Raw genomic sequence first — 24,747 nt, 5'->3', positions numbered from 1 at the left:
TCGCCGCCCCGCCTGCTGACAAGCGCGCGGCGGCCTCCTAGCATCGCTCCCCTGAAACGGGGGAAATCATGACGAAACTGGGTCGAAGCGCATTCGTTCTGGCGCTTCTGGGCGGAACCGCGCTGCTTGCCGCAGGCGCGCAGGCACGCGACATCGGCGAAACCGTGGCGAAGACACTGCCGCGCCTGCAATCGACGATGAACGGCAATGACTGCAACGGCGCGCTCAAGCTGGTTTCGCCGATCCTCGCCCGCAAGGACTTCACCACGCTCGAACCCAAGCAGCAGGCGCCGGTCCTGCTGGCGGCAACGCTGTGCGAGGGCGACACCAACAAGCTGGAGCCGGCGCTGGTCCATGCCCGGATGCTCACCGCCCTGCCCGGCGCGCCCGATGTCGCCTGGCGCATCCGCTACGGCGTCGAGATCGACACCGGCCGCAACGAGGATGCCGTGACCACGCTGGAAGCGGTGATGAAAAAGCCTTCAGCGGCGGCGACGTTCGAGAACGAATGGATTTTCGCGCTGGCCCGCAAGCTCGCCGCGACGCCCGACGATCCGGCCTATGGCCGCCTGACCGCATTGGTGAGCGCCGACGATTTCGCACCGGCACAGTATGAATTCGGCTTCGACGGAATGCGTCTGGCCCACGCCCGCCAGCTCGCGAAGGACGGCAAGCCGGACCAGGCCAAGGCGATGCTGGGCAAATTGCGCCTCGGCTCCGCCATGCGCGATGCCAGCCTCGATCCGGTGCTGCGCGGCCTGCTACCGGCCGACTTCAAGCTGAGCGATGCCTATCGGCACGAAGTTTCGGTGCTGGAGAAGATGAGCCTCGAGCGGCCCGGCCTCCTGGCCCTGCCGATCGATCTTGCCGCGACCCAGCGCGCGCTGGGGCAGGGCGACAAGGCGCTGGCCACGCTCGAAGCCGCGCGACCGGATGGCGCGCTGGCCAAGCAGTTCTCGGACCGCAAGGACCGGATCAACTGGTGGTGGGACGGCATGGCGCGGACTTACGAACAGCTCGGTCGCTACGACAAGGCGGTGGAGGCCTATCAAGCCGCCATCGCACTGGGCGAATACGGTAAGCCCAATTTCAGCCAGACGATCAACCTTGCCTATCTCCACATTCGGTTCGGCCATCAGCAGGACGCGATGACGGTGCTTGCGCCGTTTGCCGATCAGCCCGTCGCCATAGCCAGCCCTTACGGCATGATGGAATTCCACCTCGCCCATGGCTGCGCCGCGCAGGCACTGGGGCAGACCGACGCCGCGAATGCCGACCTCGCCTACGCCGTGGCCCATGCGAAAGATCATCCCGAAGCCTTCACCGACCTGCAACTCTGCCTGGGACGGATCGACACGGCAGCGGCGGCGATGATTGCCCGGCTGAACGATCCCACGCTCCGCATCGATGCTCTTGCCCAGCTCAGCGACTATCGTGCGCTTCCCGCCGGAGTCCCACCGGGGCCGTTCGATGCCGGAATGCAAGTGCTGCGCGGCCGCGCCGATGTGCAAGCGGCTATCGCGCGCGCCGGCGGCACGCGGCATTTCGACATCTATCCGTCGTCGCTCTAAGCATTTTCAAGTCAGGTGGGATCACCTGACGACCCGGAAAATGCGGCACACAAAGAATGGCTAGGGCGTGATCCGATTCAGCATGATCGGATCACGCCCTAGCTGCGCTTGCGCCTACGCATGGGCGCGGCCATAATCCGCGCCCATGCGTATCCTTCTTGCTGCCGCGCTGCTTGCCGGCTCCGCTTCCGTCGCCATCTCGCCCGCAATGGCCCAAAATACCTCGAATTCCGGTCCCGCCCCGATCCTGACCACGCCCGAGGCGAAAGACGTCTGGACTCACGCCGAGCCGCAAGTGGCGCGCGTCACCCATGTCGCGCTCGACCTCGATGTCGATTTCGCCACGAAGACGCTGTCCGGCAGCGCCGTGCTCGACATTCTTGCCGCGCCCGGCGCCACGCAAGTCGTGCTCGACGTCAACGACATCGCCATTTCCGCCGTCACCGACATGGCGACAGGCAACCCGCTCAAGTGGACGGTCGGCCCCAAGGACGCGAAGAATGCGGACATTGGCTCCGCGCTGACGGTCGAACTGGCGGGCGCCAAGCAGGTCAGGATCACCTACCGCACCAAGCCCGGCGCGTCCGCGCTGCAATGGCTGCCGCCGGAAATGACGTTCGGCAAGAAGCAGCCGTTCCTGTTCAGCCAGGGCGAATCGATCCTCAACCGCTCGTGGATCCCGACGCAGGACAGCCCCGGCATCCGCCAGACCTGGGACGCCACCTTTCGCGTGCCGGGCAATCTGGTCGCGGTGATGAGCGCGGAAAAGCTCTCGGGAGACAAGGGCGAGGCGCTGCCCGACGGCCGCCGCCAGTTCCGCTTCCGCATGGACAAGCCGGTGCCGCCCTACCTGATCGCCTTTGCGGTGGGCGACCTGAAGTTCCGCTCGCTCGGCCCCCGCTCGGGCGTCTGGGCCGAGGCGCCGATGCTGGACAAGGCGGCGAAGGAATTCGTCGATGTCGAGAAGATGATCGACGCCGCCAGCAAGCTCTACGGACCCTATCGCTGGGGCCGCTACGACATGCTCGTGCTGCCGCCCGCCTTCCCCTACGGCGGCATGGAAAACCCGATGCTGACCTTCCTGACGCCGACCATCGTCACGGGCGACCGCTCGAACACCGATGTCGTCGCGCATGAACTGGCGCATTCGTGGTCGGGCAATCTCGTCACCAATGCCACATGGTCGGATTCGTGGCTGAACGAGGGCTTCACCACCTACTTCGAGAACCGCATCATGGAGGCGCTCTACGGCAAGGAGCAGGCCGCGACTTATGCCGATCTCGACTGGGACGTGATGCAGCGCGAGATCGCCGACGGCGGCGGCCAGACCGGCGCCGTCACGCGCCTGCACGGCGATCCGGGCGCGGGCGAGGTGGATTACACCAAGGGCTCCAACTTCCTGCGCATGATCGAATATACGGTCGGCCGCGAGAAGTGGGACGCCTATCTCACCTCCTACTTCGACCGTCACGCCTTCCAGCCGCAGACCACCGCCGGGTTCCTTGCGGACCTGCGCGAACGCCTGCTGAAGGACCAGCCGGAACTGGAACTGAAGCTCCAGCTCGACCGCTGGTCTTATGGCGCGGGCCTGCCCGACAATGCCGTGCGCGTGCACAGCGCGACGCTGGCCAAGATCGATACCAAGCTGGCCGCCTTCAACGCCGGTGGGCCTGCCAGCGCGGTGCAGCCCACGGGCTGGACCACGCAGGAATGGCTGCGCTTCCTCAACGGCATTGACCGCCAGCAGACGCCCGCGCGCCTTAAGGAACTGGACGAGACGCTGGGCCTTTCCGCATCGAGCAATGCCTATATCCAGTCGGCATGGTTCGAACTGGCCATCGCCAACCGCTACGATCCGGCAGTGCCCTATCTGCGTAGCTATCTCTCGCGGATCGGGCGCGGGCTGCTGGTCTATCCGCTCTACAAGGGGCTGATGAAGCAGGGCGACTGGGGCCAGCCCAAGGCGCGGGACTTCTTCGCCGAGGCCAAGCCCACCTACCACCCCTCCACCGCCGCCGGGATCGAGCGTATCGTCGCCGGACAGGAGTAACCGCATGAGTCAGCGCTTCGGAAACGCCCCCGGCCCCGCCGAATTCGAGGCTCTCGCCCACGCCGCCTTCGCACGCATTCCCGAGCCGTTCGCGCAGCACCTCGACGGGATCACCGTCCACATCGAGGAGTTCGCGGACGAGGAGACGCTGCGGGCACTGGGGATCGAGGATCCCTGGGAACTGTCCGGCCTTTACCACGGCCGCCCGCTGGACGAGGAATCGGTGTGGGTTTCGGGCGAGTTCCGCCCGCGCATCACGCTCTACCGCCAGCCGCTGCTGGCGGAGTGGTGCGAGACCGATGTGTCGCTGGAAGACCTTGTGACGCATGTGGTGGTGCATGAGGTGGGGCACCACTTCGGCCTGTCGGACGACGACATGCACGCACTGGAAGACGACGCGGATTAAGAAGTCCTCCCCTGCAAGGGGAGGTGGCAGCGCGAAGCGCTGACGGAGGGGTGTAACCGGCCCAGTCACGCGCGACCGAGAGGCTGACACCCCTCCACCACCCTTCCTTCGACAAGCTCAGGATGAGCGGGGGGCGGTCCCCCTCCCCTTGCAGGGGAGGATCCGCCTATCAAAGACCAGCCCCTCACAACCAAACCCCGTCGCCCCCGCGAAGGCGGGGGCCCCGCTTCCTTTCTGCCACGCCGCCAGAAGAAGCGGGATCCCCGCCTTCGCGGGGATGACGGGAGTGTGGGGTACAAACGCTCGGGTTTAAATCAACTCGTGAACAGCGCCTTGCGGATCACCGCGTGCACCCCGTAATTCCCGTTGACGATCTGCGACACGCCGAAGTCCACGCCCACCGAAAGCAGCGAGATCGCCTCATCCTCGGTCAATTGCTTGGCCGTCATCAGGAACCGCCGCGCCTTGCGGAAGGCATCGCGCATGGCGGCATCGATCGAGCTTTGCTTGTAGACCTCGCTCTGCGCATCCGGCCCCAGTTCCTTGAGGTAATCGGGGTGCGAGAAGCCCATGATGACCCACTCGGTCTCGGTCTCGATCAGCGGGTAATCGACGTCTTTCAACTGCTCCATCACGCCCGCGCCCTTGTGGTGGACGATCTGGATCAGCCCGGTCATCGAACATTCGATGGCGGTGCCGCAAAGCTCGCTGTCCCCCTGCGAGGCATGGGGATCGCCCAGCGAAAGCAGCGCGCCGGGCACCTGCACCGGCAGGAACACCCGCGCGCCGGGGCCGGTGCGCCAGTTGTCGAGATTGCCGCCGAAGCTGGCAGGCGGCACGGAATCGACCAGCCCGTTATGGTTCGGCGCCACCGCGATCACGCCGAAATGCGGGCGGATCGGGATCTCGACGTTTTGCAGGATGTCGTAATTGCGCTCGATGGTCTCCGGATCGACTGGCACCCCCGGATAGTCGTAACGCGAATGAGTCACCCCCGAGGGATCGACCTGCGGCGTCCAGCGGTAGGAATAGACCGCGTGCGCTGTGGGCAGCCGCCCGCCCGCCGCTTCCACTTCGTAGATCGTCACGACCTCGCGGTTCTTCGGCTCGGTCAGCAGATCGTTGTAATGGAAGCCCCAATACGTCGCGGCGTTGGAGCCGAAGCTCTTGCCGGCAAAGCGCGAATTGCCGCTCGGGCGCGGTTTCAGATCGAGGATGCGCACTTCGATCAGGTCGCCCGGCATGGCGCCTTCGATGTGGATCGGCCCGGTGCAGATATGCACACCAAAGCCCTCACCCGGCCCGCGCCCGAAAGCGCTGGCGTCCATCGGCCCCGCGCCGCGCCGCTCGACCGTCTTGCCGCAGTGGTCCCAGTGGTACACGCTCTCCACCCCGGCATCGCCTTCGACCATGCGCTCCGGATCGTCGTTGGCGTGATGAGTCAGCGCCTCGATCGTCACGAAGTCGCCCGACCGCACGCGCAGCGCCGGTTTCAGGTCCTTGCTGAGATAGCCCCAGTGGATCGTCTCGGGCGTGGCGGGCAGGTGATGATGGCGCGAGGTGCCGGTGTCGCCCATGTAGGCGGGCACTTGCGGGGCCTCGTCGGCCGGTTCTTCCAACTGCTCGTCGAGAACTTCCTCGACCTCGACCGCCTCTTCGACTTTGGCAATACGCTCCTTGCGGGCCGGACGACCGCGACGCAGCAATTCCACCGCCGCCTGCTCCTGCGGCGGCGCCTTGCGGTATTCGCGGGGGCTGATGCCGTACTGCTCGCGAAAGGCGCGGCTGAACGAGGCGCTGTCGTTGAAGCCCCATTCGAACAGGATGTCCGAAATCGACTTCTGCACGTGAAGCGGACTGCGAAGATCGAGCCTACAGCGTTCGAGGCGGCGCACTTTCACATAGTGGCCGAAGCTGTCGTCGATCGATTCGAACAGCTTCTGGAGATAGCGGGGCGAGATGCCGTGCTCGGCAGCGACTTGCTGGTAATTGAGGTCCGGATCGGAAAGGCGAATCTCGATGGTCTGGAAGATGCGTTCCAGCAGCGCCGCGCGCATGCCCGCCGCGCCGCCCAGCGCCTTGGCCGGGGCATTGTCGAGCAAGGCGGTGACGAGGAATTCCGGGAAAGCCAGCTCGACCGGCCGCGCCTGATCGGTGGTGATATCGGTCAGCGTATCGGCCAGCGAACGCAGCATGCCCGCGAAAATGCGCGCCGATCCGCCGTCCGTGCCGATCTTGCGCGGCGGGCCGCTGATCGGGGTCTTCAGGCGCTGGCTGAGTTCGCTGTGCGGCACTTGCACGATCAGGCTGCGATTATCGCCCGCGAAGGCGAGGTTCACCGGAGAATCGCCGCGCCCGCAGATGATATCCCCATCGGCAAGGCGCAGTTCCTGCCCGGCATCGCGCATGGTGGCGCTGCCGTCGAGGATCATCGCCAGCCAGTAGGTGGCGGGCTGGTCACGGAAGTCGATGGTCCACGATTGGGCGGTGCCGGTGACGCGGATGAAGTCGATATGGGTGCTGGATCGGAAATGGATCAGCTCGCCATAGAGCGTCGCCTCATCCGCCTCGTCGAGCGTCAGCGACAGGCGTTTGAGCGCGAACCGCCAGGCGTCACGGCGTTGTTCCTTGGGGTAGACATTCGTCGTGATGCGCAAGCGAGAACCACCCTGATAGACCGGTGGCACCCTTCCCGAACGGGCGTCCTTTAGTACTTTGGCAATTTCGTACTTTGGCGACCTTATGACGAAGGTCTATCGAGCCTCCGTCAACTCGGCAAGAGCGGCGTATACCTTAGTCGAAAGGCGTCTCGTTGCCGTACACACTGGTTCCCACCTGCTCGACCGGCGCCTCGCCCCGGCCGCAGACGGCAAGCATCGTCAGGGCGTAGACCAGCGCGCTGGAGGCCATGTCTGCGCCGGTCGGTCGCCAGCGCGGCATGCCGGTGGTGACGGCGGGCACGCGGTGCATGTTGAACACGTTATGATCGCGCCACATGCTGGAATAGACCGGGTGCGCCGGCTCCACCCCCGCGCCGCGCGCCAGCCGGGTGGCGGCATCGACCGCGCCGACCAGCGGCGCCACTTCGGATGGACGCGCCTCGAAACCGTGGCGCACGACCACCGGCTCGACGTCGAAAGCCTCCACATCCACGCCGCGCATGGCCTCCATGATGCCGTGATAGGCATCGGCGGCCTTCTGGCGCGGGTTCAGCGAGACGTCGATATAGAGCGCGCAGACCTCCGTCCCCGCGCCGAAATCGATCGGCATGCCGCCGCGTACCGAGGCGATCTGGACTTTGGGATGGATCGCGCCGCTGGCAGTTTCCATGATCGAATCGCGCTCGAACTTCAGGCCCCAGGCGTGGAGCGCATCGATAACCGGGCCAAGGCGGTAGATCGGGTTCGGGTGGCGTCGCGGATCGGTGGGCGCCTCGAGGATCGGCGAGAACACGCCCTGCCCGAAGATCCGCACGCGGTAGAGCGCATAGCCGCAGCCCTGCCATGTCAGGCCGAAGTCGGTGCCCTCGGCCGCGATCGCGTAATCTGGCGCGACGCCGCCGTGGTGGAACAGGTAATGCGCGCCGATATCCTTGCCATTCCAGCCGATGCCGGAGAATTCCTCGATCGGTTCGGGGCCGATCTCGCCCGGGCAGGCGGTGAGCCAGGTCTTGCCGGACAGGCCGATGCCCGCCTTGCGCAACGCCTTGGCGGCGATCAGGAAGCATGACATCGGCCCCCGATCGTTGCTGACCGGGTAGCCGCGCAGGCGGCCTTCCTCGTCCAGCCAGCACTGGGTCCATTCGGGATCGGCCAGCGTGGAATCGCGATAGCGGAACTTGTCATGCTCGCGCATGCCGCTGGGGCTTTCGGTGTCGAGATGCGCGGTGAACAGCAGGTTCGCGCCGCGTCCGGTTCCGCCGTATTCGCCGATCACATTGGGCCGTTCCGGCGTGGCACCGACCTTGCGCGGCTTGAAGCCTTCCTTGGCCATCCAGTCGTGGACGAATTCGGCCGCCGCCAGTTCCTCGCGCGAGCGGCTGGGGATGTTGCCCAGCGTCAGCGCCAGTTCGACCAGTTCGTCGGTATCGATGGCGGCGGCGATGGCGGCGCGCTCGTCCTCCGACACGGCATAAGGTGCCTTGGCGGGATCGGCGAAAGCGGGGACGGGATCGGGCATATCGGCCAAAGTCAGGCTCCGTTTGAAATCAGTGACCGGCAGCGAAGAGTGCTTCACCCTCCGCCTCGCGGCCATAACGCGGCAGCAGCATGAGCAGCAGCGCGCCTGCCAGCAGCGCCGCGCCGACGCCGACCAGCGCCGGGCGATAGGAGTGGCGCGCATCGAATACGAGGTCGAGCAGGATCGGTGTCGTCCCCTGCGCGGCGATCACCGCCGAATACATGGCGCCGATCACCGATCCGAAATGCCGCGTGCCGAAGTAGCGGGCGATGAAATAGGGCAGCGCGCCGAACTGGCCGCCGAGGCCGATGCCCAGCAGCGCCCCGCCAACGATCAGCAGCGGCATGCCCTGCGCGGTTTCCAGCAGCACGAGGCCGACCACTGCCATCAGGTACATCGGCACTGCCACGCGCGGGGTCTGGATCTTGTCCATGATGCGGCCCGTGGCGATCTGCCAGCCGGAGGTGACGAGCGCGAAGACGCTGACCACGGCCGTGCCGGTCGTTACCGAAAAGCCCCGGTCGGACAGAATCGGCACGACATGGCTGAACACCGCCGTAGTGCCGCCCGCGCCCGCCGCCAGCGCGATCAGGATCAGCCAGAACATCGGCGTCTGCGCCGCTTCGCCCAAGGTCATGCCGTCGCGCTCGACGGCCGCCTCGGCACCGGCCACGGCGGCACGGTCGCGCAGCAAGAGGACCAGCAGCGGCAGCGCGATCACCAGCATGAAGGCGCTGATACCCAGATAGCCCGCGCGCCAGCCCCAGGTCTGCACCAGCACCGCGGCCAGCACCGGCAGCACGACCGAGCCGATGCCACAACCGCCGCCCGCGCTGATCCCCAGCGCCGTGCCGCGATTCTCGTCGAACCAGTCGGCGATCACTTTCTGGAAGATCGGCGTGCCCGCCATCGCCCCGAACACCGCGAGCACGGTGAAAGTCGCATAGAACTGCACGAGGCTGCCGCTGTTGAGCGCCAGCGCCGCGATCGAGAGCGAGAGGCCGAACACACCGATCAGCAACGTCTTGCGCGCCCCTGCCTTGTCCACGTAGCGGCCGATCAGCGGGTATGTGATCGCGCCCACCAGCGCCAGAATGCCCAGCACGCCCGAAACGCTGGCGCGGCTCCAGCCGAAAGCCTCGGTCAGCAATACCAGAAACAGCCCGAAAACGGCATGGACGGCGGGCGTCACGCTCACCGAATTGCCCAGCGTGCAGGCGAACAGCACGCCCCCTTTCGAGCCTTTCAAAGCACCGGCCAAGCTCAAGCGCTCCAGGCCTTCAGCGCCGCATCGGTCGTGGTCAGCAGGACGCAGTTCTTCTCCATCGCCGAAAGCGAGCTTTCGTGCAGCCCCGGCTCGTAAGCGGCGCTGGCGTCGGAAACGAGGAACACGTCGTAATCGTGATGGAAGGCAGAGCGCGCCGTCTGGTCCACGCAGCAATCGGTGGAGAGGCCGCAGATCACCAGAGTCTGGATCCCGCGCGCGCGCAACTGCGCGTCGAAATCGGTGCCGTGGAAGCTGTCGTAAAGCAGCTTGGCGATCTCAATATCGCCCGCCTCGGGAAAGATGCGGTAGTAATCCGCGCCGCCATCCGCGACGCGGCAGATCGCCTCGCCCCCCGGCTGCCCGCGCCGGACCATCAGGGTCTTCAGCGCGCGCGAGTCGGTTTCGGGGCTGGTGACGACGCGCATCAGCGCCACTGTGGCCCCGACGCCGCGCGCCGCCGCCACCAGCTTCTCGCAATTGTCGATCGCCGCCTCGGCGGGCGAGAGATCGACCCCATAGCGGCCCAACAGACCCTGCGGCGCGGCGAAATCGACCTGAATGTCGACGACCACCAACGCGGTCGTCTTGGGATCGATCATGCCCGCAAGGGCGGCGGCATCCACATGAGGCAGATCTTCGGCGCGCAGCGGCATCGGATCAGCCCTCCACCGCGGCGGCAACCTTGTCGGGGAAGCGCTCGCGCAGGGCGGGCAGGATCTCCGCGCCGAAGATCGGCAGGCTCTTGATGTAATCGTCGAAGATCAGCATCAGCCCGTCGGTGCCGGAGGCTTCGAGCAAGTCACCCACCTGATCGGTCACGCTCTTCGCGCTGCCGACGATCTGGGCCGACATGAACGAACTGCGCGCCTTGCGGGTGAAGTCGTTCTCCTTGCCGATTTCCGCGTCCAGAAAACCGTAAGCGCGCATCATGCCCGCCAGCGCCTCTTCGTCCAGCCCGGCGGCATAGTGCTGCGCGGTGGCCTTCGCCGCATCGTCGCTGTCGCCGATCACCAGCGTCATCATCGAATAAGTACGGATATTGCGGCCATATTCGGCGGCGATGGTCTTGGCGCGGTCGCTGTTCTTGGAAAGCTCCGCCCCGGTGCCGCCCGAAAGGAAGATCGCGTCCATTTCCTCGGAGGTCAGGCGCATGCCGATCTCGGACGATCCGGCGCAGACGAGGAACGGGCGCTGTTCCGGCTTGGGCCAGGATTCGCAATCGTCCAAGGTCACGTAATCGCCGTGCATGGTGACGGATTCGTCGCTCCACAGCGCCTTCACCGCGCGGACCCATTCGTAGGCAAGGTCATAGCGCTGATCGTGATTCACATGCTCGGGCCAGGCGCCCATCTGCGCGAACTCGCCCTTGTAGGAACCGGTCACGACGTTCAGGCCCGCACGGCCACCGCTCACCTGCTGCAGCGTCGCCATCATCTTGGCCGCCACCGCCGGGTTCTGCAGCAGCGTGTGCAGGGTGGTGACGATGCGCGTCTTCTTCGTCACTTCGGACAGCGCCGCCATCAGCACGATCGGATCGAGCGAGGAATCCCAGTGCTTCGTCTCGCCGCCGTAGCCCCGGAACTTCGACATGGACATGATGAAGTCCATGCCCGCCTGTTCGGCCAGCAGCGCGCACTGGCGGTTGTAGGCGTAAGAGCCGTCCAGCTCCGGCTTGTTCTTCGACAGGATCCAGCCGCCGTTGGCGACCGGCAGGAACAGACCAAGGTCCTTGCCGCCGTTGTCGGAGGGAAGGCCAAAGGGTGTCAGCGGATGCGGGTTCATCTCAGTCCTCTGCAAATTCTTGTTCGGTGCTGTCCTGAGATCAGCCTAAGGCAACGCCCGCCCGGTTCTTGATCGGCGGCGCATGTTCTGTTGCCGCCCCCGACAGCAGATCGGCCACCGCCGCGCGCATCGGCATGGATGGGGCCGCGCCCTGCCCCAGGGTGCAAAGCGCCGCCGCCGCGCTGGCCCAGGGCAGCGCTTCGGCAAGGCTGCGCCCTTCGTCCAGCAGCGCCGCCAGCGCACCACAGAAACTGTCTCCCGCGCCCACGGTATCGACCGGAATTACCGGCACGGCAGGGACGTGGATGTCCCAGTCCTTCTTCACCGCCACCGATCCGCGCGCGCCCAGCGTGACGACCACCGCCTGATCGGCGTGCCGGATCAGACTGCGCGCCTCCCGCACCACGGCGGGCAGCGCGTCGACCGGCCCGCAGCAGGCGAAAGCAGCGAGCTCGGTCTGGTTGACCACCAGCACATCGACATGGTCGAGCAGCACATCCGCCGCCTGCACCGCCGGCGCCGCATTGAGGATGCGGATGCACGTCGAATTGCGGAACACCGGCAGCAGCGCGCCAACCGGCACTTCCAGTTGAGCCAGCAGCACGCCCTCGTTTACCGGAGCGGGAGACGTGAGCCGCGCATTCGCCCCGCTGACGACGACGATCTGGTTCTCCCCCTCGGCATCGACGGCGATATAGGCGGTGCCGGTCTCCACGCCGGGCAAGGCGATCACGCCGGACACCGCGATCCCGTCGCGCGCCAGCCGGTCGCGCATCCAGCGCCCGGCATCGTCTTCTCCCACCGCGCCGACCATGCGCGTTTTCGCGCCCATGCGCGCGGCGGCGACCGCCTGATTGGCACCCTTTCCGCCGGGCAATCGGGCCGTCGCCTTGGCCATGACCGTCTCGCCGGGCACAGGCAGGTGATCGAGCGAGGTGATGATATCAAGATTGATCGAACCGACGATGTGAACTGCCAAGACTGTCGCTCCGCTGAGGCCGAACCGCCCCCGAAAAGGGCTGCGTTTTGCAAGTGCAACATCGGGTGCAGCATGGCGCGTCGGGCGGGGTCAAGCGTGCGCAAGCGCTGTGCGTCCCCGCACAATAATTGCGGGTTCCAGCGCCAAGAGCCTTCGCGCGCGTGCGATCTACCTTTGGCGCACACTCTATGCCTTGGCCTTTCGGGAGACACGCGAATTATGACCACCTGGCTCATCACCGGCATCGGCGGAGGCCTTGGCCGCGCTCTTGCCGAAGCCGCGCTCGCACGCGGGGACACCGTCGTCGGCACTACCCGCAAGGATAGCGACCCTGAGTTCGAGGCGATCGCCCCCGGCCGCGCCCATGCGCTCTCGGTCGATCTGACCGACGAAGCCTCGGTCAAGGCCGCTGTCGCCAAGGCGGAAGAGATCACCGGCGGCATCGACCGGCTGGTCAACAATGCCGGTTACGGGCTGATCGGCGCGATCGAGGAAGTCTCCATCGAAGAGGCCAAGGCGCTGTTCGACGTGAACCTCTTCGCCCCGCTGCGCATGCTGCGCGCGGTGCTGCCCTATATGCGCGCGCGGCGGGCGGGGCATGTCGTCAACATCACTTCGGTCAGCGGCCATGCGCCCTGGGCGGGCACGGCGCTTTACGGCGCCAGCAAGTATGCGATGGAGTGCGTGGGCCAGACTCTGGCGCAGGAAGTGGCGCCGATGAACATCCGCGTCACCAATGTCGCCCCCGGCGGCTTCCGCACCGGTTTTGCGGCGGCGGGCCTGAAGATCGCGGAGGCCGATATCGCCGACTACGAGGACGTCGCCCACTTCGCGCGCCGCAGCCTTACCGAAGGGGCGGGCAAGGAAAAGGGCGATCCGGCGCGCGGGGCTGCCGCGATCCTGACCGCGCTCGACGCCGCCGAGCCGCCGCTGCACCTGTTCCTCGGCGAAGACGCGCTGCATTATGCGGGCGATCAACTCGAATTCGTGGGCAAGCAGATGCGTGCGTGGGAAGCCCTGTCGCTCTCCACCGCCTTCGAACCGGCCTGATGCACAAGACCGTGCTGCCCGACTGGGCGGTGGCGCGGGGGCAGGGTTACAACGCCTTCCCCTCGCTCGATCCCCTCAGCACCGCGCTGGTGGTGATCGACATGCAGGCGGCCTTCGTGGGCGAGGGCGAAGTCTTCGGCAATGCCCATGCCCGCGACGCCATCGCGCCGTGCAACGCCCTTGCCACGGCGATGCGACAGGCGGGCGGCACGGTGATCTGGATGCGCCAGACCACCAGCGACGTGCCGCCGCTAGCCATGCCGCAGTGGCAGTACGACCGTTCCGATCCCTTCGTGGCGCGTGCGATTGCGGCGCTGCGACCCGAGGCAGCTTCGCACGATCTTGACCCGGCAATGGCGCGCGAGGCTGGCGATCTGGTGCTCGACAAGTACCGCTACAGTGCCTTTTCCTGTCCGGAACGGGCTCTGGAAAAGGCCCTGCGGGAGTTGCGGATCGAAACGCTGGTGCTGACCGGCACACTCACCAATGTCTGCGTCGAATCTACCGCGCGCGAAGCGAACATGCGCGGCTGGAAAGTGATCGTCGTCAGCGACGCCTGCGCGGCGGTGACCGACGAGGAACACAATGCCGCGCTGATGAACCTGCGGCTGAACTTCGCCGATGTGCGCGGTTCGGATGAGGTGCTGGAGATGCTTTCAGCGGAAGCCCCGGCTTAGGCCGGCTCGCTTCGACCCAATCCCCTCACCAAAACACCCCGTCGCCCCGGCGAAGGCGGGGGCCCCGCTGCCTTGCGTCATACGCCAAGAAAAGCGGGGTCCCCGCCTTCGCGGGGACGACGGGGGTTTGTTTCATGGGGGCGTGTTGAATCGGACCAAGCAGAGGGCTGTCATGCGCGCCGCCATCGCCACCCTCTCGTCATGGCGAGCGCAGCGAAGCAATCCAGAGCAGCGTAAACCGCCCCTGGATTGCTTCGCTGCGCTCGCAATGACGAAGGTTGGGTTAGGGCGTGTGGCTTTGAGCCCAGCCCCAACCCTCAACTCATCAAACGCGGCACCGAAACCGAGAACACATCGAAATGCGCATCCGGATGCTCGGCCTGCCCGTCGCGCGGAGCCTGACGCACTTGCACCACGCCGTTCTTGCCGAACCCGTCCACCACCGGACGCCCGGCATCACGGCTCAACCACAACCGCAGCAAGTGCCGCTTGCGCTGCGGCTCGGGCCAGTCCCAGAACGTGGTGCGGGCATGAAGCGCGGCGTAGTTGGAAAGCCATTGGATGTCGCCGGGGCGGAAATCCATCTCGATCGCCATGCCCTCTTCGTAAGTGATCGTATCGAAGAGTTCGAGCACCTCGATCTGCTCGGGGCTCAGCTTCGGCACGCCTTCGTATTCTTGCGCAGTCAAAATGTAGAGCGAACCCGCGTACATCGAGAACACCCCGTCAACGAGGCTGACGATGGGCGAGGTATAAGTATCCGCCGGCGCATTATGATCCTGCCGGCGCCAGTCCCAGTGGAACGGCTCCAGCAGCAGCGGCGCCAGATCCGGACGGCGACGCAGGATCTCGTTGTAGATCTCCGCGCCCGAGACGAGGCAAGAAAGCCCGCCCTCCTTGGCCGGACGCAGGCACATCAGCGCCACGATGTCCGAACTGTCCGAGTGATAGACCAGCTTGTCACGCACCTTGGAGGATAGCGCGGTGGGATCGTCCATGGTCTTGTCGCTGGTGGCATAGACGTGGTCGATCAGGTCGCCCATCTCGTTCTGGCGGATCGGATCGCCCATGTGCAGGCCGAGCACGTAGTAGATCGCGTTCGACAGCGCATCCGAATAGAGCTGCGTGCGCAGGCCGCGCACCAGCACGAAACCGCGCCCGTAATCGACATCCTCGCCCCACGATTTCACCGCATCGGCGCAGGCGACCAGCGGATATTCCTCGGCCGTGACCGTACGCAGATCCGGGTTTTCGGCCAGAAAGCGCGTGCCGAGCACTTCCAGTTCGGCAACTTGCGCGTCGGACAGCATGTAGATCCACTCGTCGCTCCCGGCGAGCCGATCCCCGCGCCAGGCGGCGGCGGTGGTGACGGGCGGGACAACCTCGCCCGCGTTGGGAGCAGAGGTGGTGGCGGAGCTGGCCATGCTTTCAGGTCCTTCGTTGAACGGCATCGGGTACAGGCCCGTTCTAGGTCCTCAAGCCGCCCGCGACTTGTCGCGCCATGTCCGAAAGCTTTTCGGTCCGCGAACCGGGGCGACCGGCCGCACCGAAATTTTCTTTCGGTTCAGTGTTTCCAAGGAACAAGCGCACTTGCCCGCCCCGGCCTCCCCGCCGTAGACTGCCGCTCCGATAGAGGAGCATGCCCATGAAGCGGATACCCCTTCTTTCCTGTGCTGCGCTGGCGACGGTTCTGGTTCTTGGCGGTTGCCAGACTTCTTCCTCCTCCGACACGACGGCTTCCCCGCCCGCCGCCGCGACGACCGCAGGGCTGGCTTCGACCAAGTGGCAACTCGTCGGCTTCCAGTCGATGGATGATGCGCAGGGCACCACGAAGCCGGGCGAAGGGCGCGTCTACACACTCGAATTCGGCGCCGACGGCGCGCTCGCCATGCAGCTTGACTGCAATCGCGGCCGCACCAGCTGGACCACCCGCGACAGCGGGCCGGAGGGCGGAACGCTGGTGATCGGCCCGATCGCCACCACCCGCGCCATGTGCGAGCAGCCCGATATCGGGCAGATGATGTCCGCGCGCCTGTCCGAAGTCGCCAGTTATACGCTGCGGAATGGGCATCTTTTCCTTGCGCTCAAGATGGATAGCGGCATCTTCGAATTCGCCCCGCTCCAACCCTGAGGCGGAGCATTCCGGGGGAACGACTTGAACCTGAACACGCCGACGAGGGCAGACCGGTGATGGCGCATCGCGGCCCTTGGCGATATGCCGCGCTGGCATTGCTCGCGCTGATCGCGGTGCTGACTGCCGGCGTTTCGGGAGGCCCCGCGCGGGCGGCGATGCGCCCGCTGGCGCTTCCCTTTCAGGCCGCCAGCCCCTCTCCCACCGCGTCACCTGAGCCTGCCGCCTCTCCCACCCCCGCTCCGGCGGCGCTCCCGGCCGACCACCCGCCGCTCGTCGATCCCGAAACGCTGGCCAACTTCAACGCCGCCGCCGCCGAGGCGGAAGTCGCGCTGGGCAAGCCGCTGGGACACTACGATTACGAGGAGGTTCACCGGCTCGGCAAACTGCGCGACCGCCTCGCGGCCGACCGGGACCGGGCCCGCCAGATCGCCGACGCCAGCAATCTCGACGCGCGCATCATCCAGGCCCAGATTACCGCGCTCGGCCCCGCCCCGGCCGAGGGCAAGACCGAACCGACCGCCATCACCGCACGCCGCAAGGAGCTGGACGGCCAGCTCTCGGTCAAGCTTGCCCCGGTGCTCGATGCCCGTGAGGCGCAGGCACGCGCCGCGACGCTGGTCTCCGAACTCGATGAGCGGATCGCCACGATGGAGCGGGACCGGCGGCGCGAACGCACCCAATCGATCCTCGATCCGCGCTTGTGGGTCGATGTTGCCGGCGACGTGCGCAAGGGGATCGACATCGCCGCGCGTGAGGGCGCGAAAGGGATCGCCCAGGATACGCCGGGTCACTTCGCGATGCGGCTGCTGGCAGTGGCGGGGCTGGTGCTGCTGGGGCCGTTTGCCTCGATCCGGCTGCTGCGCATCTTCCGCCTCCGCTTCGCGCAAAGGCAGCACGCCACGCAGCAGGCAACGCGGCGGCTGATCCTGATCGTGTTCGAGGACGTGATCGCCGCCATCGTCCTGTTCTTCGCCATCGGCTGCTCGGTCGTGGCCTTTGCCGTGCTCATGCGCCCGTTCGTGGATGACGAGACGCTGGCCGCGCTCAGCGTGCTGTTGCTGCTGGCCGCGCTGGTAGTGGCGATTGCGCAGTGGCTGGCGAAAAGCACGCTGCAATCGCCGTTCCAAGAGTTGCGACTGGTCCGCCTGCGCCCCGAACTGGTGGACCGGGCGGTGGGCACGGTCCGGCTGCTCGGCATTGTCCTTGCCCTTGAAGTGATAATCGAGGGGATCGAGGACCACGGCTTCTTCGCGATCACGGTGATCGAATTTCTCTCCGCGCTCCTGCTGATCTGCGGCGGCGCGCTGGTCTGGCGGTTCGCGCTCCTGATCGACAAGGGACGGGACCGGGAGCCTGACGACGAAGGCCAGGGCCACGAGGCGCGGGTCCATCACACCGGCCCCCGCCGCCCGATGGGCGACCCGCTCGACTTCACCGCGCCGCTCGGCAAGATCCTGATGCTGCTGGCGGCCGGTTGCGCGCTGGCGGCGGTCATCGGCTACATCGTGCTGGCGCGTGAGATCTTCTCCGACCTTGTGGTCTCGGTGGCGATCATCGCCATTGCCATCTTCCTCCACCGGCTGGTCTCGCTGATCGTCGGCCTGCTCGCGGAAGGCGGGCTCAGGCACTACCGCGCCAGCATCCACTTCGTGCCGATGCTGGCCGGCATCGCGCTGACCATTTCGGTCCTGCCGCTGCTGGCGATCACCTGGGGCTACAACAGCCGCGAGATCGGCGACGCCCTCGTCACGCTGCGTACCGGCGTGACCTTCGGCAACGTCAATGTCTCGGCCGGAGACATCCTGACGTTCGCCGCCGTCTTCTTCGGCGGCTACATCGCCACGCGCTGGATCCAGCGCATCGTCAACCTCACGATCCTGCCGCAGTTCGAGATCGATCGCGGCTCACAGGCCTCGATCGTGACGATCATCGGCTATGTCGGCGTGGTCGCGGCGGCAGCCATCGCCGTGGCCAGCACCGGGCTGGACCTCACCAGCCTGGCCTTCATTGCCACCGCGCTTTCGGTCGGCCTCGGCTTCGGCCTGCAATCGACGGTCGAGAACTTCACCAGCGGCGTGATCCTGCTGGTCGAGCGCCCGATCCGCGAGGGCGACTGGATCGAGGTGGGGACGTACTCAGGCATCGTGCGCAAGGTCTCCGTCCGCTCGACGCATCTTGAAAGCTTCGACCGGCACCAGATCATCATCCCGAACTCCCAGCTCATCACCGGCAGCGTGAAGAACCTCAGCCTTGGCGAGCGGCTGGCGCGCGTGGTGGTGCCGATCAATGTGGCTTACGGGTCGGATCTGGAAAAGGTGCGCCGCGTGCTGATCGAGATCGCCAAGGCGCAAGAGGGCGTGCTGATCTATCCCGAGCCGAGCGTCACGCTCGACGCCTTTGCCGAAAACGCGATGCAGATGCGCCTGCTGGTCTTCGTGCGCGACGCCACCGACGGTTCGGGCACGGCATCGACGATCCGCTTCGACATCGCCCGCCGGTTCGCGGAAGAGGGGATCGAGATCCCGTTCCCGCAGATGGATGTGCACGTCCATGGCGAGCTTCGCCCGGCCGAACCCACTCCGGACGAAGCTCCCAAAACCGACGACTGACGAAATCAGTCGCCCGCCACGATCATCCCGTCGATCCGCAGCGTCGGCACGTTGATCGCGCGATCCTGCACAAGATCGTTGGCGGGAATGAGCGCCGCGAACATGGCGAGCAGGTTGCCCGCCACGGTGAATTCGGCAACCGGGCCCGCGATCTCGCCATTGACGATCCGGAAGCCCGAAGCACCCCGGCTGTAATCGCCGGTCACGCCATTGACGCCCTGCCCGATCAGCTCGGTCACATAGACCCCGTCGCGAATGTCGGCCATGAGTTCGGCGGGCGAGAGCGTGCCCGGCAGCATGTCGAGATTGCCGACCGAAACGCCCGGCGCGCCGTTGCCGCCCCGCGCCGCGTGGCCGGTGGGCTCAAGGCCAAGCTGGCGGGCAGAGGCGCTTTCCAGCAGCCAGCCGGTCAGCCGCCCATCCTCGACAAGATTGCGCGCACAAGTGGCAAGGCCCTCGCCGTCGAAGGGCCGCGAACGCAGACCGCGCCGCCGCAGCGGATCCTCGGCAATGGTCACGCCGGAGGCGAAGATCGCCTCTCCCAGCCGGTCGAGCAGGAAGCTGGAGCGGCGGGCAATCGCACTGCCGGACATCGCGCCGATCAGATGGCCGACCAGCGTGCCGCCGACGCGCGGGTCCAGCACCACCGGCATCGGCCCGCTGTGCAGCTTCCCCGGAGCAAGCCGCGCCACCGCGCGTTCGCCGGCAACGGTGCCGATCGAAGCCGGTCCCGGCAGGTCGGACAAGTGATGCGCCGCGCGCCAGTCGCTGTCGCGCTGCTTGCCCGCGCCCTCACCGGCGACGACCGAGACGCTGACCGAATGGCTGGTCGAGGCATAGGCCCCGCCGAAACCATGGCTGGTGGCCAGCGCGATCACGCCGCCGCCCGAGCTGGCGGTGGCGCCGTCCGAATTGGTGACCCCGGTCACGGCGCGGGCGGCCTCCTCGGCCTCCTCTGCCATGGCGCGCAAGTCCTGCGGGCCGGGTTCGTGCGTGTCGACAAGGTCAAGGTCCGGCCAGGGCGCGGACGACAGCCGGTCCGACGGCGCCAGCCCGGCATAGGCATCCTCGGGGGCGCTGCGCGCCATTGCCAGCGCGCGCGTCGCCAGTTCGTCCAGCGCTTGCGGCGAAAGATCGCTCGATCCGATGCTGGCCGAGCGGCGGCCGACGAAGAGCCGCAGCGAGATATGCTCGCTCTCCGACCGCTCGACATCTTCCAGCTTGCCGAGGCGAACCTGAATCCCCTCCGACGAACTGGCGCCATAGGCCGCATCGGCGGCATCGGCACCGGCACGGCGTGCGCGCTCGACAAGCGCCTGCGCGCGGTCGAGCGCTTCATCGGGGGTGAGCATCCGCTTCGATCTCCATGGGCCCGGCGCGCAGAACGAGCGCGCGGCATTCAATGCCGACCTAGTCGCACCTGTGACGAAGGGCAAACGCCGGTCTGAAAAGTCCGGCAACGGCCCTTGCCGGACGGTCGCCGCCGTGGTGGGATCGGCGCATGGAAAAGGTCTTCTTCATCAGCGTGTTGATCGCCATGGTGGCAGTGCCTGCGGCAATTCTTACCGCAATCGGCGCCGGCATCGCACGATTGTCTTCCCCGGTCATGGCGAAGCAAACCCTGTCCATTGCGGCGATTGGATCGGTCCTGCCGCTCGCCATGTTTGCCTATGGACTGGGTGACTTGTCAGCCTCCGGACAGGGGCCCGTGGACGATACGATCTCGCTCGGCTTCTGGTACCTCATGGCCGCCGCGCCAAGCTGGATCGTCTGCCTGCTGGTGGCTTGGGCGATTATCCGAAGGCCTGCACGGCGTTGAATCTAGCGCGCCAGAACCAGCGCCAGTCCCTTGAACACCGCGGTCAGCGCGAAAGGCAGGCCGATTGCCAGCGCCCAGAGCCGGATGAGATCGCGCCGATACCACGGCTGAAGCCCCGGATCGCGGGCCTGTTCGTCGGTCAACCGGTTCCAGCGGGCCTCGAAACGGCGGCAGGCGGGAATGATCGCGATGACAAGGATGACCAGCGCCAGATAGGGCAGCAGCGATTCGCCGCCCGCTTTCAGCGCGCCGATGGTCACGAAAATCTGGAGCGCGGTATAGACCAGCAGGGCATAGGCGATGTGATCGCTCATCTTGCGCCGCCAATCGAGCTGCTTTTTCAAGCTCGCATGGCCGATGTCAGGCCGGATATCGGGCGGCGTGAGGTGGACGTCCGGCTTTCCGAGTTCGGCATCGCGGCCGAATCTGTCGGATATGTCCTGTCTGCCGGTCTTGGCCATCAAAGCCCAACCTTTCTGTTTCGAGTGCGACCTTTATATGTCTCTCCCACGATCACTAGATCACGCCGGGACCGGATTGGCAAGCGCATGCCCCCGAAGGCGAAATATTCTTTCCCAGCGTTAAGGAGGGCCGAATGCACCAATCGTTCGACGCCCCGCGTTGGCGGCTACGGATTTGTCCTGAGGGTTAATAGGTAGCCTTCGTCCCAACCTTCGCCCGCCCCGGCATGCGAAGATCCCCCCGGCGAGAAATGGCCGCTTGCGGTGCGCGGATGGGCTGCGTAAACGGCGGTGAAGATGACCGAAACGAGCGAACGCATGCAGGAAACCTCGGCCCCCGCGGTAAGCGTGGCGCAGAATGGTGGGCTCGAGGTCATCTCGATCGCCAAGAGCTATGACAAGCGCGCGGTTCTGAGCGATATCTCGCTGTCCGTCGCCAAGGGCGAAGTGCTCGGCCTGCTGGGCCCCAACGGCGCCGGCAAGACCACCTGTTTCTATTCGATCATGGGCCTGGTGCGCCCCGACTCGGGCCGTATCCTGATGGACGGCGTCGATGTCACGCGCCTGCCGATGTATCGCCGCGCGATCCTCGGCTTGGGTTACCTGCCGCAGGAGACTTCGATCTTCCGCGGCATGACGGTGGAGCAGAACATCAGCGCGGTGCTCGAACTCAACGAGCCCGACCGCGATGTGCGCGCGTCCGAGCTGGAGCGCCTGCTCGATGAATTCGGCCTCGCCCGCCTGCGGTCTAGCGCGGCCATGGCGCTTTCGGGCGGTGAACGCCGCCGCTGCGAGATCGCCCGCGCGCTGGCGGCCAAGCCCTCTATCATGCTGCTGGACGAACCGTTCGCCGGTATCGACCCACTGTCCATCGCCGACATCCGCGAACTCGTGCGCGATCTCAAGAATCGCGGCATCGGCGTGCTGATTACCGACCACAACGTGCGCGAGACGCTCGACATCGTTGACCGCGCCTGCATCATCTACGGCGGCCAGGTGCTGTTCGCGGGCAGTCCCGAGGCGCTTGTCGCCGACGAGAACGTGCGCCGCCTCTACCTGGGTGAAGGCTTCACGCTGTGAGGGGGGCTCACGGCGTGAAGGGGGTGGCAGGAATGAGGCAGCCCCCCTCGGGAGCCTGAGCCATGGCGCTGGGGCCGAGGCTGGATCTTCGGCAAAGCCAGTCGCTGGTCATGACGCCGCAGCTCCAGCAGGCGATCAAGCTGCTGGCCCTGTCCAATCTCGAAATCGAAAGCTTCATCGGCGATGCGCTGGAAGCCAATCCGCTGCTCGACATCGGCAGCACCGGCGAAAGCGACGCGCCGTGGGGCGAACAAGCCGATCCCTCCTCCGACACCCGCCGGACCACGCTGGAAGATTCGCCGGTAGACCGCCTGATCGGCGAAGGCCGCGCGCAGGACGACCGCCCGCTCGACATCGACATCCCGGCCGGCGAGCGCGAGCGCGACACCGGTGACGGCAGCGAGCGCGGCGCGGTCGAAAGCGCCCCGCGTGAACGCGGCGACAGCGACTGGAGCAGCGAACAGCGCCTCGGCGGCGGCGAAGACGGCCCCGGCATCGACGACCACGGCAACGGCGCGGCCTCGCTTGTCGAACACCTGAGCGCGCAGCTCGGCCCCGCCTCCGCCGACCCGGTGCTGACCGCCGTGGCGCGCTACCTGATCGGCCTGCTGGACGAGGCGGGCTACCTGCCGGTGCCGCTCCCCGAAGTCGCGCAGGACCTTGGCATCGACATCGCGGCGGCAGAGGCCGCGCTCGCCCTGCTCCAGTCGCTCGATCCCACCGGCGTCGGCGCGCGCACGCTGGCCGAATGCATCGCGCTGCAGGCGAAGGAAGCGGACCGCTACGACCCCTGCATGGCGAAGCTGATCGACAATCTGGACCTTGTCGCGCGCGGGGACCTGCCGCGCCTCAAGCGGATCTGCGCCGCCGACGACGAGGACATGGCCGACATGCTCGGCGAGCTGCGCGGCTATGACCCCAAGCCGGGTCTGCGCTTCGGCGGCGAACCCGGCGCTGCGGTGGTGCCCGATATCCTCGTGACCCCGGCCAAGCCGGTCAAGAACGAGCAGCCGGGCTGGGACATCGCGCTGAACGAAGCGACGCTGCCGCGCCTGATCGTCAATCGCGGCTATTTCGTGGAACTGCGGCGCGGCTGCACCGACAAGGCCTCGCGCAACTGGCTGTCGGAGAAGCTCACCGATGCCAACTGGCTGATCAAGGCGCTGGACCAGCGGCAGAAGACCATTCTCAAGGTCGCCGCCGAACTGGTGCGCCAGCAGGACGGCTTTTTCCGCCACGGCGTCTCGCACCTCAAGCCGCTGACGCTGCGCACGGTGGCAGAGGCCATCGGCATGCACGAATCGACGGTCAGCCGCGTCACCTCCAACAAGTACGTCAATTGCCCGCGCGGGACGTTCGAACTGAAGTATTTCTTCACCTCGGGCGTGGCGGCGACGGGCGGCGAAGGCGGCGCTTCGGCAGAGGCGGTGAAAGCCGCGATCCGCCAGCTCATCGATGCCGAGGATGCCAAGGCGATCCTGTCCGACGACACGCTGGTGGACCTGCTGAAGGACAAGGGCTTCGAACTCGCGCGGCGCACCGTGGCCAAGTATCGCGAAGCCATCGGCCTGGGCAGTTCAGTACAGCGGCGCCGACAAAAAGCGATTGCTGCGGCGCGGTAAGTGATAAGCAGGCAGATAGTCAGCAAGTACAGTTAAATGCTTGTTTTGCTTAGTATTATTTTATTTGAATAGATAGGATTCGTGGTAGCTTCCAGCCATGAAGTGCACCGGGCTTGCGGCGGGCTGCAAGAATACGGGCACGCATGGAGAGAATGCCGATGTCCTATGCCGACCGGAATTCCAATCCCAACCAGAAGATCCTGACCGGCGGGATCGTCGCACTGATCCAGGGCGGCGTTGCGCTGGCCCTGATCAACGGCTTTGCCGTCACCATATTCAGAACCGACCCGCCGCCGCATCTCCAGGGCCAGCAGATCCAGCTCGAACCGCTGCCGAAGCCCACCGAGACGCCCAGCCCCAAGCACGATACGCCCCGGCTCTCCGATCCGGTCATTACCGCCCCGATCCCGCAGATTGCCGTACCGACGGCAAAGGATTTCCCGGTCCCCACCCAGACCGAAACGCTGCCGCTCTCCAGCGGCACGCCCGACGGCATCCGCATCGACCCGGCGCCCACGGCCACGCCCTCCCCGCGTTTCCAGCCGCGCGGCGCGCTGCCGCGCAACGATACGTCAAGCTGGGTCACCACGCTGGACTACCCCACCGCCGACTTGCGCGCCGAGCATCAGGGCACGGTGCGCTTCCAGCTCGACGTCGATGCCCGCGGGCGCGTCAGCCAGTGCAGCATCGTGAGTTCCAGCGGCTATTCCGGCCTTGACGAGGCCACCTGCAAGTTCGTGAGCCGGCGCGCCCGTTTCGAGGCCGCCACCAATGCCGACGGCGATGCGGTCGCCGGTACGTACATGGGGACGATCCGCTGGATCATCCCGCGGGACTGACCCGCATACCCCTTGGGCCAGCCCGCCCGGAGCGGCACGTATCCGCACTACGTGTGCCGCTCCGGCACGTTTTGGGTCCTGTCCCCTAGGGCCGGGCGCTTCCCCGTACCCGGCCCATGGTTCCGCCCTCGCGGTGTTTACCCCTCACCGCGGGGGCGGGCCTCCCGACCCGATGGCCCCCGATCTTTTGGTGCACGCATAGTCCCGGATACCCCCGTTCGG

The 24,747-nt window shown here is 66.4% G+C and carries 20 protein-coding genes; 11 read left to right on the top strand and 9 right to left on the bottom strand.

What is annotated here, in order from left to right; translation table 11 throughout:
• Nucleotides 1–68 precede the first annotated feature (68 nt).
• From EDF56_RS18250 to EDF56_RS18240, 3 genes are all read left to right on the top strand, one after another.
• Nucleotides 69–1,571, top strand: coding sequence for a tetratricopeptide repeat protein (locus tag EDF56_RS18250; RefSeq protein WP_132390065.1), 1,503 nt, complete (start codon nt 69–71; stop codon nt 1,569–1,571).
• 145 nt (nt 1,572–1,716) lie between these two features.
• The gene (locus tag EDF56_RS18245; protein ID WP_132390063.1) at nt 1,717–3,621 is read left to right on the top strand and encodes a M1 family metallopeptidase; all 1,905 of its coding nucleotides are present in this window, start codon (nt 1,717–1,719) and stop codon (nt 3,619–3,621) included.
• A gap of 4 nt (nt 3,622–3,625) precedes the next feature.
• Nucleotides 3,626–4,027 carry a metallopeptidase family protein gene (locus EDF56_RS18240; protein WP_132390061.1) on the top strand — a complete coding sequence of 134 codons (402 nt, stop codon included), beginning with the start codon at nt 3,626–3,628 and terminating at the stop codon, nt 4,025–4,027.
• A 314-nt stretch (nt 4,028–4,341) separates the two neighbouring features.
• Here EDF56_RS18240 and EDF56_RS18235 read toward each other — a convergent pair whose 3' ends face one another.
• The 6 genes from EDF56_RS18235 to EDF56_RS18210 all read right to left on the bottom strand — a co-directional run bounded on the left by EDF56_RS18235 (nt 4,342) and on the right by EDF56_RS18210 (nt 12,234).
• Entirely contained in the window at nt 4,342–6,684 is a 2,343-nt protein-coding gene (locus tag EDF56_RS18235; RefSeq protein ID WP_132390058.1) for an acetamidase/formamidase family protein, read from the bottom strand.
• A 136-nt stretch (nt 6,685–6,820) separates the two neighbouring features.
• The gene (locus tag EDF56_RS18230; protein ID WP_132390598.1) at nt 6,821–8,206 is read right to left on the bottom strand and encodes a peptidase M20; all 1,386 of its coding nucleotides are present in this window, start codon (nt 8,204–8,206) and stop codon (nt 6,821–6,823) included.
• 28 nt (nt 8,207–8,234) lie between these two features.
• On the bottom strand, nt 8,235–9,467 hold the full coding sequence (locus EDF56_RS18225; RefSeq protein ID WP_243652677.1) for an MFS transporter: 1,233 nt from the start codon (nt 9,465–9,467) through the stop codon (nt 8,235–8,237).
• A gap of 2 nt (nt 9,468–9,469) precedes the next feature.
• Nucleotides 9,470–10,126, bottom strand: coding sequence for an isochorismatase family cysteine hydrolase (locus EDF56_RS18220; RefSeq protein WP_132390055.1), 657 nt, complete (start codon nt 10,124–10,126; stop codon nt 9,470–9,472).
• 4 nt (nt 10,127–10,130) lie between these two features.
• Nucleotides 10,131–11,255 (bottom strand): LLM class flavin-dependent oxidoreductase, encoded by a 1,125-nt coding sequence (locus EDF56_RS18215; protein ID WP_132390053.1) that lies wholly within the window; start codon nt 11,253–11,255, stop codon nt 10,131–10,133.
• A gap of 40 nt (nt 11,256–11,295) precedes the next feature.
• Entirely contained in the window at nt 11,296–12,234 is a 939-nt protein-coding gene (locus tag EDF56_RS18210; protein ID WP_132390050.1) for a ribokinase, read from the bottom strand.
• 219 nt (nt 12,235–12,453) lie between these two features.
• Here EDF56_RS18210 and EDF56_RS18205 point away from each other — a divergent pair, with 219 nt between their 5' ends.
• Nucleotides 12,454–13,284 (top strand): oxidoreductase, encoded by an 831-nt coding sequence (locus tag EDF56_RS18205; RefSeq protein WP_132390048.1) that lies wholly within the window; start codon nt 12,454–12,456, stop codon nt 13,282–13,284.
• A complete protein-coding gene (locus EDF56_RS18200; RefSeq protein ID WP_243652676.1) occupies nt 13,242–13,961 on the top strand; it encodes a cysteine hydrolase in 720 nt (239 codons plus the stop codon). Before EDF56_RS18205 ends, EDF56_RS18200 begins: the two co-directional genes overlap by 43 nt.
• A 317-nt stretch (nt 13,962–14,278) precedes the next feature.
• On the opposite strand, the gene EDF56_RS18195 is transcribed toward EDF56_RS18200, so the two are convergent.
• Nucleotides 14,279–15,385, bottom strand: coding sequence for a TauD/TfdA family dioxygenase (locus tag EDF56_RS18195; RefSeq protein WP_132390046.1), 1,107 nt, complete (start codon nt 15,383–15,385; stop codon nt 14,279–14,281).
• A gap of 221 nt (nt 15,386–15,606) precedes the next feature.
• On the opposite strand from EDF56_RS18195, the gene EDF56_RS18190 reads away from it, so the two are divergent.
• Nucleotides 15,607–16,092, top strand: a complete 486-nt coding sequence (locus tag EDF56_RS18190) for an META domain-containing protein (RefSeq protein WP_165912244.1) — start codon at nt 15,607–15,609, stop codon at nt 16,090–16,092.
• A 59-nt stretch (nt 16,093–16,151) separates the two neighbouring features.
• Nucleotides 16,152–18,704: a DUF3772 domain-containing protein gene (locus EDF56_RS18185; RefSeq protein ID WP_132390042.1), complete on the top strand. Its 2,553-nt coding sequence runs from the start codon at nt 16,152–16,154 to the stop codon at nt 18,702–18,704.
• Nucleotides 18,705–18,709: 5 nt separating this feature from the next.
• Here EDF56_RS18185 and EDF56_RS18180 read toward each other — a convergent pair whose 3' ends face one another.
• Nucleotides 18,710–20,056 carry a TldD/PmbA family protein gene (locus EDF56_RS18180; RefSeq protein ID WP_132390040.1) on the bottom strand — a complete coding sequence of 449 codons (1,347 nt, stop codon included), beginning with the start codon at nt 20,054–20,056 and terminating at the stop codon, nt 18,710–18,712.
• A 149-nt stretch (nt 20,057–20,205) separates the two neighbouring features.
• Between EDF56_RS18180 and EDF56_RS18175 the strand changes: the two genes are divergently transcribed.
• The gene (locus EDF56_RS18175) at nt 20,206–20,523 is read left to right on the top strand and encodes a hypothetical protein (RefSeq protein WP_132390034.1); all 318 of its coding nucleotides are present in this window, start codon (nt 20,206–20,208) and stop codon (nt 20,521–20,523) included.
• A gap of 2 nt (nt 20,524–20,525) precedes the next feature.
• On the opposite strand, the gene EDF56_RS18170 is transcribed toward EDF56_RS18175, so the two are convergent.
• Nucleotides 20,526–20,984: a hypothetical protein gene (locus EDF56_RS18170; RefSeq protein WP_243652675.1), complete on the bottom strand. Its 459-nt coding sequence runs from the start codon at nt 20,982–20,984 to the stop codon at nt 20,526–20,528.
• 318 nt (nt 20,985–21,302) lie between these two features.
• On the opposite strand from EDF56_RS18170, the gene lptB reads away from it, so the two are divergent.
• The 3 genes from lptB to EDF56_RS18155 all read left to right on the top strand — a co-directional run bounded on the left by lptB (nt 21,303) and on the right by EDF56_RS18155 (nt 24,525).
• Complete coding sequence (gene lptB / locus EDF56_RS18165; RefSeq protein ID WP_243652705.1) at nt 21,303–22,064, top strand: LPS export ABC transporter ATP-binding protein; 762 nt, start codon at nt 21,303–21,305, stop codon at nt 22,062–22,064.
• Nucleotides 22,065–22,126: 62 nt separating this feature from the next.
• Nucleotides 22,127–23,686: an RNA polymerase factor sigma-54 gene (gene rpoN, locus EDF56_RS18160; protein ID WP_132390030.1), complete on the top strand. Its 1,560-nt coding sequence runs from the start codon at nt 22,127–22,129 to the stop codon at nt 23,684–23,686.
• A gap of 158 nt (nt 23,687–23,844) precedes the next feature.
• Nucleotides 23,845–24,525, top strand: coding sequence for an energy transducer TonB (locus EDF56_RS18155; RefSeq protein WP_132390028.1), 681 nt, complete (start codon nt 23,845–23,847; stop codon nt 24,523–24,525).
• Nucleotides 24,526–24,747: the final 222 nt, after the last annotated feature.

Source organism: Novosphingobium sp. PhB165 (assembly GCF_004341845.1).
Lineage (GTDB): Bacteria > Pseudomonadota > Alphaproteobacteria > Sphingomonadales > Sphingomonadaceae > Novosphingobium.
This window is presented reverse-complemented; position numbering and strand designations above follow the sequence as displayed.

Excerpts from the sequence above, each read along its gene's own strand:
- EDF56_RS18205 (WP_132390048.1), top strand. The coding sequence starts at position 12,454 with ATGACCACCTGGCTCATCACCGGCATCGGCGGAGGCCTTGGCCGCGCT.
- rpoN (WP_132390030.1), top strand. The coding sequence starts at position 22,127 with ATGGCGCTGGGGCCGAGGCTGGATCTTCGGCAAAGCCAGTCGCTGGTC.
- EDF56_RS18250 (WP_132390065.1), top strand. The coding sequence starts at position 69 with ATGACGAAACTGGGTCGAAGCGCATTCGTTCTGGCGCTTCTGGGCGGA.
- EDF56_RS18185 (WP_132390042.1), top strand. The coding sequence starts at position 16,152 with ATGGCGCATCGCGGCCCTTGGCGATATGCCGCGCTGGCATTGCTCGCG.
- EDF56_RS18155 (WP_132390028.1), top strand. The coding sequence starts at position 23,845 with ATGTCCTATGCCGACCGGAATTCCAATCCCAACCAGAAGATCCTGACC.
- EDF56_RS18170 (WP_243652675.1), bottom strand. The coding sequence starts at position 20,984 with ATGGCCAAGACCGGCAGACAGGACATATCCGACAGATTCGGCCGCGAT.
- EDF56_RS18240 (WP_132390061.1), top strand. The coding sequence starts at position 3,626 with ATGAGTCAGCGCTTCGGAAACGCCCCCGGCCCCGCCGAATTCGAGGCT.
- EDF56_RS18175 (WP_132390034.1), top strand. The coding sequence starts at position 20,206 with ATGGAAAAGGTCTTCTTCATCAGCGTGTTGATCGCCATGGTGGCAGTG.
- EDF56_RS18180 (WP_132390040.1), bottom strand. The coding sequence starts at position 20,056 with ATGCTCACCCCCGATGAAGCGCTCGACCGCGCGCAGGCGCTTGTCGAG.
- EDF56_RS18190 (WP_165912244.1), top strand. The coding sequence starts at position 15,607 with ATGAAGCGGATACCCCTTCTTTCCTGTGCTGCGCTGGCGACGGTTCTG.
- EDF56_RS18245 (WP_132390063.1), top strand. The coding sequence starts at position 1,717 with ATGCGTATCCTTCTTGCTGCCGCGCTGCTTGCCGGCTCCGCTTCCGTC.
- EDF56_RS18215 (WP_132390053.1), bottom strand. The coding sequence starts at position 11,255 with ATGAACCCGCATCCGCTGACACCCTTTGGCCTTCCCTCCGACAACGGC.
- EDF56_RS18230 (WP_132390598.1), bottom strand. The coding sequence starts at position 8,206 with ATGCCCGATCCCGTCCCCGCTTTCGCCGATCCCGCCAAGGCACCTTAT.
- EDF56_RS18220 (WP_132390055.1), bottom strand. The coding sequence starts at position 10,126 with ATGCCGCTGCGCGCCGAAGATCTGCCTCATGTGGATGCCGCCGCCCTT.
- lptB (WP_243652705.1), top strand. The coding sequence starts at position 21,303 with ATGCAGGAAACCTCGGCCCCCGCGGTAAGCGTGGCGCAGAATGGTGGG.
- EDF56_RS18195 (WP_132390046.1), bottom strand. The coding sequence starts at position 15,385 with ATGGCCAGCTCCGCCACCACCTCTGCTCCCAACGCGGGCGAGGTTGTC.